Annotated in this window: 5 protein-coding genes; all 5 read left to right on the plus strand. The window is 27.1% G+C overall.

Annotated features, from left to right (window positions below; genetic code table 11):
* The first annotated feature begins 120 nt into the window (after nt 1-120).
* The gene (gene rpoB / locus AB6A63_RS02450) at nt 121-3855 is read left to right on the plus strand and encodes a DNA-directed RNA polymerase subunit beta (RefSeq protein ID WP_370431096.1); all 3735 of its coding nucleotides are present in this window, start codon (nt 121-123) and stop codon (nt 3853-3855) included.
* 13 nt (nt 3856-3868) lie between these two features.
* Complete coding sequence (rpoC, locus tag AB6A63_RS02455) at nt 3869-7960, plus strand: DNA-directed RNA polymerase subunit beta' (RefSeq protein WP_370431097.1); 4092 nt, start codon at nt 3869-3871, stop codon at nt 7958-7960.
* A gap of 161 nt (nt 7961-8121) precedes the next feature.
* The gene (rpsL, locus tag AB6A63_RS02460; protein WP_370431098.1) at nt 8122-8538 is read left to right on the plus strand and encodes a 30S ribosomal protein S12; all 417 of its coding nucleotides are present in this window, start codon (nt 8122-8124) and stop codon (nt 8536-8538) included.
* A gap of 33 nt (nt 8539-8571) precedes the next feature.
* The gene (rpsG, locus tag AB6A63_RS02465) at nt 8572-9042 is read left to right on the plus strand and encodes a 30S ribosomal protein S7 (protein WP_370431099.1); all 471 of its coding nucleotides are present in this window, start codon (nt 8572-8574) and stop codon (nt 9040-9042) included.
* A gap of 33 nt (nt 9043-9075) precedes the next feature.
* On the plus strand, nt 9076-9249 hold a 174-nt coding region (locus AB6A63_RS02470; protein ID WP_370431101.1), incomplete at its 3' end, for a GTP-binding protein.

The raw sequence follows: 9249 nt of genomic DNA on the forward strand, positions 1-9249 counted from the left end.
TTTTTTAATAAAAAACCTAAGTAAAAGAACATCTTAGGTTTTTTATTGTCTTTATTCAAAATTCATTTTATGAATTTTTCATTTTTAAAATTAATAATTATGGTTTGGAGTTTAAAAAAAATGAAAAAATATTCTAATGTTAAGTATGGCACCAAAGTAGAACGTCGTAATTATTCTAAAATGAATTATGATTTTCCTTTACCAAATTTAATTAAGACACAAATGGATTCTTTTGAATTATTTTTAAAAAAAGGAATTCAAGAAACTTTATCTGATATTTCACCTATTACAAGTTATAATGGTAATTTAAAATTATATTTTGATGATTTTTATTTAGAAAAACCTAAATTTTCTCCTAAACAGTCTAAAAAGTTAGACTTAAGTTATTCTTCTGAATTATTTGTTAATGTAAGATTAGAAAATGTTCTTACAGGTGAAATCAAAAAAAATCGTGTATTAATATTAGATTTACCTTTAATGACTCCTTCTGGAAACTTTATTATTAACGGAATTGAAAGAGTAATTATATCTCAAATTATACGTTCATCTGGTACTTATTTTACTCAAAAATTTGATTTAAAATATAATAAGATGCGTTATGAAGTTCAAATTATTCCTACTCGAGGAGCTTGGATCGAATACGAACAAAGCAATAAAGATGTTTTGTATGCTAAGTTAGATCGTTCAAAAAAAATTTCTTTAACTAAGTTTATTCAAGTTTTAGGATTCAATTCAAAAGAAGAAATCGAAAATGTTTTTGGTAAAAATAAACTTTTAGAATTAAATTTTGATAAAGATAACACTTCCAACAGTGAAGAAGCTATTATTGAACTTTATTCAAAATTAAATCAAGGTGAAAAAGTTTCTGTTAATTCTGCTCGTGAATTTATTCGTACAAGATTATTTGATCGTAAAAAATATGATTTATCTTCTGTGGGAAGATATAAACTTAATAAAAAATTAGATATTTTAAAAAGAGTTGAAAACACTTATTTAACTTACGATTTAAAAGATATCGACACAGGCGAAATTTTATTTCCAAAAGGAACTTTGTTAAATAAACACGTTATTCAAGAATTAAAAGAAAAAAGAAAACATTTTACTAGAGAATTAGTTAATCCAGAATCCAATTTAGAAAACGAAAATAATTCAAAAGAAGATCCAGAATTAGTTTATAAAAAAGATAATTCTGATACTGATTTATATATTAAAGAACATATTACAAATATTTTGACAGGAGAAATTTTAGTTGAAGCTGATACCTTATTAACTAACGAAACTATAGAATTTTTGCAAGAAAATAAGGAATTTTTAGAAGAATCAGTAATAGAATTTTTTTTAGAAAATAATAATTTATTTAAAGAAATAGTTTTTGAAACAAAGAAAAAAGTTTTAAATGAAGTTTTAGAAGTTTACAAATTAGATGACGATAACAACAAACAATTTATTAAAGTTATTGGTAATAATCAATCTGAACAATGTACAAATATTTTCTTATCCGATATTATAGCTAGTGTGAGTTATTATTTAAATCTTTATGAAGGTGTAGGCGAAATTGACGATATAGATTATTTAGGTAACAGAAGATTAAGATTGGTAGGAGAATTATTAACAAATCAATTCCGTATCGGTTTAACTAGATCTGAAAAAAATATCAAAGATAGAATGTCTATTAGCAAATTTGAAACAACTACTCCAAATGGATTAGTTAATTTTTCATCCCTTTCGATGGTTGTTAAAAGCTTTTTTAGTAGTTCACGTTTATCACATTTTATGGATCAAATCAATCCTTTAGCTGAATTAACTCAAAAAAGAAGAATTTCTGCTTTAGGTACTGGTGGAATCGATCGTGATCGTGCCGGGGTTGAAGTAAGGGACGTTCATAATTCATATTACGGAAGATTATGTTCAATTGAAACACCTGAAGGACCTTCAATTGGTTTGATTTCTTCTTTATCAACTTATGCTCAAGTAGATAAATACGGTTTTATTGAAACTCCTTTTTTTAAAGTAGAACAATTAGACGATATTACAAAAGTATCAAGTGAATTCAAATATTTAACCTCAATTCAAGAAGAAGATAAAATTATTGCTTCAGCAGATGCACTTTTGAATGAAGATAACACTTTCAAAAAAAATAAAGTTATAGCTAGAAAAAATGGTGAAACAGGAATGTATGATATCGATCAACTTTCTTATATAGATGTTTCACCTAAACAAATAGTTTCGGTGGCTACTTCTACTATTCCTTTTTTAGAGCATAACGATGCTTCTCGTGCTTTGATGGGTACAAATATGCAACGTCAAGCATTACCTTTATTAATAACAGATTCTCCTGTTGTAAGTACAGGGATCGAACATAGAATAGTTAAAGATTCAGGTTGTTTAGTTTTATCTGAACAAGATGGACGTGTTTCATATGTTGATGCTCAAAAAATTGTTATTAAAAGCGAAGACAATGAAGAAAAAGAATATCCATTAACTGTTTTCGAAAAATCTAATCAAAATACTTTAATGTTACACAAACCTATTGTTAGAAAAAACGAACTTGTTAAAAAAGGTGATATTATCGCTGATGGTCCTGCTACTGATAAAGGTGAATTAGCTTTAGGAAAAAATATTAATGTAGCTTTTATGACTTGGGAAGGTTATAATTACGAAGATGCTATTATTATTTCTGAAAATTTAGTTCATAACGATGTTTATACATCTATTCATATAACGAAATATGAAATCGTTGCAAGAGAATTAAAAAAAGGTGCAGGAAAAGAAGAAATCACTCGTGAAATTCCTAACGTAAGCAAAGAAGCTATTCGTAACTTAGATGAGAACGGAATTATTATTCCAGGTTCTGAAGTTAAAGAAGGAGATATTTTAGTAGGTAAAATCGTTCCTCAAGTAGTTTTCGAAATGACTCCTTATGAAAGATTAATTCATACTATTATTGGAGAAAAAGTAAGAGATTACAAAGATGCTTCTTTAAGAGTTCCTTTTGGTGAAGCTGGAATTGTTCAAAGTGTAGAACATTTATCAACTGCTAATGGAGATTTTATATCTACTCCTGGAGTTAACGAAATTGTTAGAGTTTATATTGCTAAAAAAAGAAAAATTAAAGAAGGCGATAAAATAGCAGGTCGTCACGGAAATAAAGGGGTTGTATCTCGTATTTTACCTAAAGAAGATTTACCTTATATGGAAGATGGTACAATTATTGATGTTATGTTAAATCCTTTAGGTGTTCCAAGTAGAATGAATATCGGACAAATTTTAGAAATGCATTTAGGATTTGCTGCTAGAAAATTAGGAATCAAAGTTGCTACTCCTGTTTTTGATGGCGCTAACAACGAAGATTTAAAAGATATTATGCAAGAAGCTAATATTCCTTTAGATGGAAAAATGGTTTTATATGATGGTCGTACTGGAGAACCTTATGACAATCGTATTTCAGTTGGAACATTATATATGATCAAATTGTCTCATATGGTTGATGATAAATTACATGCAAGAAACGTTGGACCATATACTTTAATAACAAATCAAGCAACACGTGGACAAGGTAGTGTTGGACCAGGAGGACAAAGAACTGGTGAGATGGAAGTTTGGAGTTTATATGGTTACGGAGCAGCTCATACTTTACAAGAATTTTTAACTGTCAAAAGTGATGATATGATAGGACGTAATAAAACTTATAACGCTATAGTTAATGGATTACCTTTACCGAAACCATCTATTCCTGAAAGTTTTAGAGTTTTTACTAAAGAATTACAATCTTTAGGATTGCATGTGGAATTGATAAAATCTGATACTAAAGAAAATAAAGTAAATCATTCTTTAGTCGAAAAAAATAAGGAGTAAAATTATCATTATTATGACTTTGGATGTTCAAATTGAAAATTTTTCTCTTTCTGAATCAACCTTAAAATCTTTGAAATCAATAGAGATTAATTATTTAAAAGATTTTAATTTATATACTTTAAAAGAATTACAATCTTTATTAAATAAAGATAGTTTTTCAGAAATAATTCCTATTTTAAGAACTAATTTTTTACCTGAAAATTTAAAAAATTTAGATTTAGAACAAGAACTTATTATTCTTTTATCAAAAAATCAAATTAATAATTCTCATGCTCTTTTAACATCAGATTTAGATTTTTTGTATAAGATATTAGAAAACGAAGAACCAGATTATTTTAGATCTATTGAAGATATTTTTACTCTATATAGATATAATTCTGAAGATGAAAACGAATATATTCCTGAAGAATCTAATCCTTCTTTAGAAAAAAAAATATTCTTTTCTGATTCTGAAAAAAAATATGGAAGTCGTGAATATGAATATTTTAAAATTCGTTTAGCTTCTCCCAACGAAATAAGACAATGGTCTTATGGTGAAATAGTTAATTACGAAACTATTAATTATCGTACTTCTAAACCAGAAATTGGAGGACTTTTTTGTCCTAAGATTTTTGGCCCTTCTAAAGATTTTTCATGTTCTTGTAACAAAAAACAACCATTACAAATATCTCAAATTTGTCCTAGATGTGGAGTTGAAATAACAGAACAAAAAGTACGTCGTGAAAGAATGGGACATATTGAATTAGCTGCTCCTATTGTTCATACTTGGTATTTAAACAGTTCTCCAAGTAGATTGTCTATTTTATTAGGTATCAAAACAAAAGAATTATTAGAAATAGTTTATTATGCTTCTTATATTGTTTTTACTCCAGGAAGAACTAGATTAGTAAAAGGACAAATTATATCAGAAATCCAATACGGAAATTATCTAGATATGTATGGTGATGATTCTTTTGTTGCTTTAACAGGTGCAGAAGCTGTTAAAAAATTATTACAAGAATTAGATTTAAATAAAGAAATAAATGAATTAAGAAATATTTTAAAACATATTTCAAAACAAAAAAGAGATAGTATTATCAAAAGATTAGAAATTTTAATATCTTTTAATCAATCTGATAACAAACCTGAATGGATGGTTATGGATGTGCTTCCTATTCTTCCAGCTGATTTGAGACCTATCGTTCCTTTAGATGGTGGACGTTTTGCTACTGCTGATATAAATGATTTATACAGAAGAATTTTAAATCGTAATAATCGTTTAAAAAAACAAATAAAACAAAAAGCACCTAGATTAATTATTAAAAACGAAAAAAGAATGTTACAAGAAGCTGTTGATGTATTATTTGATAATGTTAAAGTTAATAAAAAAAATAATTTCAACATTGACAAAAATAAAACATTAAAATCTTTATCAGAAATGTTAAGAGGAAAACAAGGTCGTTTTCGTCAAAACCTTTTAGGTAAAAGAGTGGATTATTCAGGAAGATCTGTTATTATTGTCGGTCCTGAATTAAAAATTCATCAATGTGGTTTACCTAGAATTATGGCCGTTATTTTATTTAAACCTTTTATTTTAAATAAATTACAAGAAACAAGAGGCATCGACAAAAAAAGTGCTACTGTTTTATATGAAAAAATGGATGAATACGTTTTTAATGTTTTAGAAGAAGTAGTTAAAGAACATCCTGTTTTATTAAATAGAGCACCTACTTTGCACCGTTTAGGAATTCAAGCTTTTGAACCAAAATTAATTGACGGAAAAGCGATTAAATTACATCCTTTAGTTACTCCTGCTTTTAATGCCGATTTTGATGGCGACCAAATGGCTGTTTATTTACCTCTTTCTGTTGAAGCTCAAGCTGAAGCACGTTTATTAATGTTAATTTCAAATAATATTTTAGATCCTAAAAATGGAAATCCTGTTTTATTCCCTTCTCAAGATATGGTTTTAGGAAATTATTATTTAACTATCGAAGAGAAAAAAGATCGTATTGTAGAAGGATTTCAATCTGAATTAAAAACAGAACAACATCATTACAAACATCGTAACGAATGTAAAATCTTTTTTGATTTAAAAGACGCTGAATTATCTTATTTCAATAAAGAAATTCATTTACATACTAAAATTTTAGTTCCAACAGTTAATGTTAACTCTTATTTTACTCCAGAACAAAAAGAAAAATATTTAGTAACTACTTTAGGTAAATTAATTTTTAATAATATTTTACCTTCTGATTTTCCATATATCCAAGAACCTACTTTATTTAATTTAGAAATTAAAACACCAGATTTTTATTTTGTTCCGAAAGCACAAGATCCTCAACAATATTTAAATGATTCTCCATACATTGAACCTTTCAAGAAAAAATTCTTATCAATGATAATTGATCGTGTTTTCAAAAAAAGTACTATCAATGAAACATCTAAAATGTTGGATGATATTAAAGATTTAGGATTTAAATATTCTACTATCGCAGGAATTACTATTTCTCATAGTGATATTAGTGTTTATTCTAAAAAAGAAGAATTATTAGAAAAAACAGAAAATAAAATTACGAAAATAGAAAATTTTTATAATGATGGTTTTTTAACATCTTCTGAAAAGAAAAATTTAGTTATTCAAGAATGGAAAATTATTCGTGAACAAATTCAAGAAGGCTTAATGAAAGAACTTAATAGAGATAATAATTTGTTTATGATAAGTGATAGTGGAGCAAGAGGAAATACTTCTAACTTTTCTCAATTATCAGGTATGAGAGGATTAATGAATAGTCCTAAGGGTGAAATTTTAGAAATTCCTGTTAAAACTTCTTTTAAAGAAGGATTAACAGTTTCTGAATTTTTCCTCTCAACTCACGGAGCTCGTAAAGTGTCTACTGATACTGCTTTAAAAACAGCAGAATCAGGTTATTTAACTCGTAGATTGATCGATGTAGCACAAGATAATATTATTACACAAGAAGATTGTGGATCTGATCAAGGTATTTATGTTGAAGCTATTAACAGAGATGGTAAAGAAATAATTTCTTTAGAACAACGTATTTTTAGTCGTTTCGCTGCTGAAAATATTTTTAATTCTAAAACACAAGAAATGATCGTTGGTAAAAATGAACTTTTATCAGAAGAAGTCATTGAAAAAATTGTTTCTTCAGAAATCAAAAAAGTTAAAATAAGAAGTATTTTCCATTGTCATTCAGAATTTGGTGTTTGTAGCAAATGTTATGGTTTAAATTTGGCTAACAATAAAAAAGTTGAAATTGGTGAAGCTGTTGGAGTAATAGCAGCGCAATCTATCGGAGAACCTGGAACACAATTAACAATGAGAACTTTCCATACTGGAGGAGTTTTAGCGGTTTCTGATATTACTCAAGGATTACCAAGAATTCAAGAATTATTTGAAGCTAGAAGACCTAAAGGAAAATCTATTATCAGTGAATATGATGGCTATATAGAAGAAATAAAAAATATAAATTCTTCATTACCTCAAATTGTTATTGTTCCTGATTATGATCCAACAACAAAAGTTATTTACGATATTTATTCTAATGTCGAAATTATAGTTCAAGAAAATACAAGAGTTTACGCTGGACAACAATTAACAACAGGTTCTATCGATTTAAGAGAATTATTAAGAATTACTGATGTTGAACAAACACAAAAATATATTTTAGAAGAAGTACAACAAGTATATCAATCTCAAAGTGTTACAATCAGTGATAAACATATTGAAATTATTATTCGTCAAATGTTTAAACAAGTTTTAATTATTTTTGAAGGCGATACTCCTTTTTTACCAGGAACAGAAGTTTCTATAAAAGAATTTAAAAAAGTAAATCTTCAAATGTTAAAAGAAAATAAAACTTTAGCAGTTGGAAAACCTGTTTTATTAGGCATCACAAGAGCTTCTTTAAAAAGTGAATCTTTCCTTTCAGCGGCTTCTTTCCAAGAAACTACTAAGATTTTAATTGATGCTGCTATTAAAGGTCAATCAGATTATTTATATGGTTTAAAAGAAAATGTTATTGTTGGTGGATTGATTCCAGCAGGAACAGGAATTTTAGAATCTAATAAATTTGATTATCCTGTAAATAAAAATAATAAATAAATTAAATAAAAATGATATTTTTCTTTTTTTAAAAAGAAAAATATTGTTTTTTTTATAAAAAAAAGTTATAATTATATGTATTATATAAAATATAAGTTTATTAATTTATTATTGTAAAATTTTTTTTATTATGAATCGAAAATTATAAAAAGGAGTTTTTTATGCCTACTATTCCTCAATTAATTAGAAATAAAAGAGTAGATAAAGTTTCTAAAAATAAATCGCCAGCTTTTGGATACGGATTTAATAGTTTGAAGAAAAAAAATATTAATTTTAATTCTCCTCAAAAATCTGGTGTTTGCATCAAAGTATCTACTATGACTCCTAAAAAACCCAATTCAGCTTTAAGAAAATTCGCTAGAGTACGTTTAAGTAATAAAACGGAAATAACTGCTTATATTCCTGGAATAGGTCATTCTTTACAAGAACATAGTGTAGTTTTAGTTCGTGGTGGAAGAGTCAAAGATTTACCTGGTGTACGTTATCATGTAGTAAGAGGAGCTTTAGACGCTACAGGAGTCGCAAATAGACAACAAGGGCGTTCAAAATATGGCTCTAAAAAAAATACTAAAAAATAATATCAATTATTAATTAAAAAGGAGGATAAAATTATGTCACGTAAGAAAAAAATTTATAAAAAAGAAATTTCTTTAGATCCTGTTTATAATTCTAAATTAGTTACTAAAATTATTAATACTATTATGAAAGATGGCAAAAAAGGAGTCGCTAAAGCTATTTTATATGGCGCATTAGACAAAGTTAGAGAAATAACAAAAAGAGAACCAATAGATGTTTTTAATGAAGCTTTGAATAATGTTATGCCTATATTAGAGGTTCGTACACGTACTATAGGGAGCCAAAATTATCAAGTTCCTTCAGAAGTACGTGCTGAAAGACGTCAATCTTTAGGTTTAAGATGGTTAATTTTGAATGCACAAAAAAGAAATGCTAAAACAATGCAAGAAAAATTATCAAAAGAAATTATTGATGCTGCTGCTGGAATAGGTGGTGCTGTTAAAAAAAAGGAAGATATGCATCGTATGGCAGAATCCAACAAGGTTTTTGCACATCATCGTTGGTAAAAACAACTGAATGCATATTAAGGAGAATTTATTATGGGACATCAATTTAAGATTGATAAAGTACGTAATATCGGAATCATGGCTCATATTGATGCTGGCAAAACGACTACAACGGAAAGAATTTTATTTCACAGTGGAAAAATACATAAAATAGGCGAAACTCATGATGGAAAATCTCAAATGGACTGGATGGAACAAGAACAAGAA

Origin of the sequence: 'Camptotheca acuminata' phytoplasma, assembly GCF_041276565.1 — a bacterium.
Taxonomy (GTDB): Bacteria; Bacillota_I; Bacilli_A; order Acholeplasmatales; family Acholeplasmataceae; genus Phytoplasma.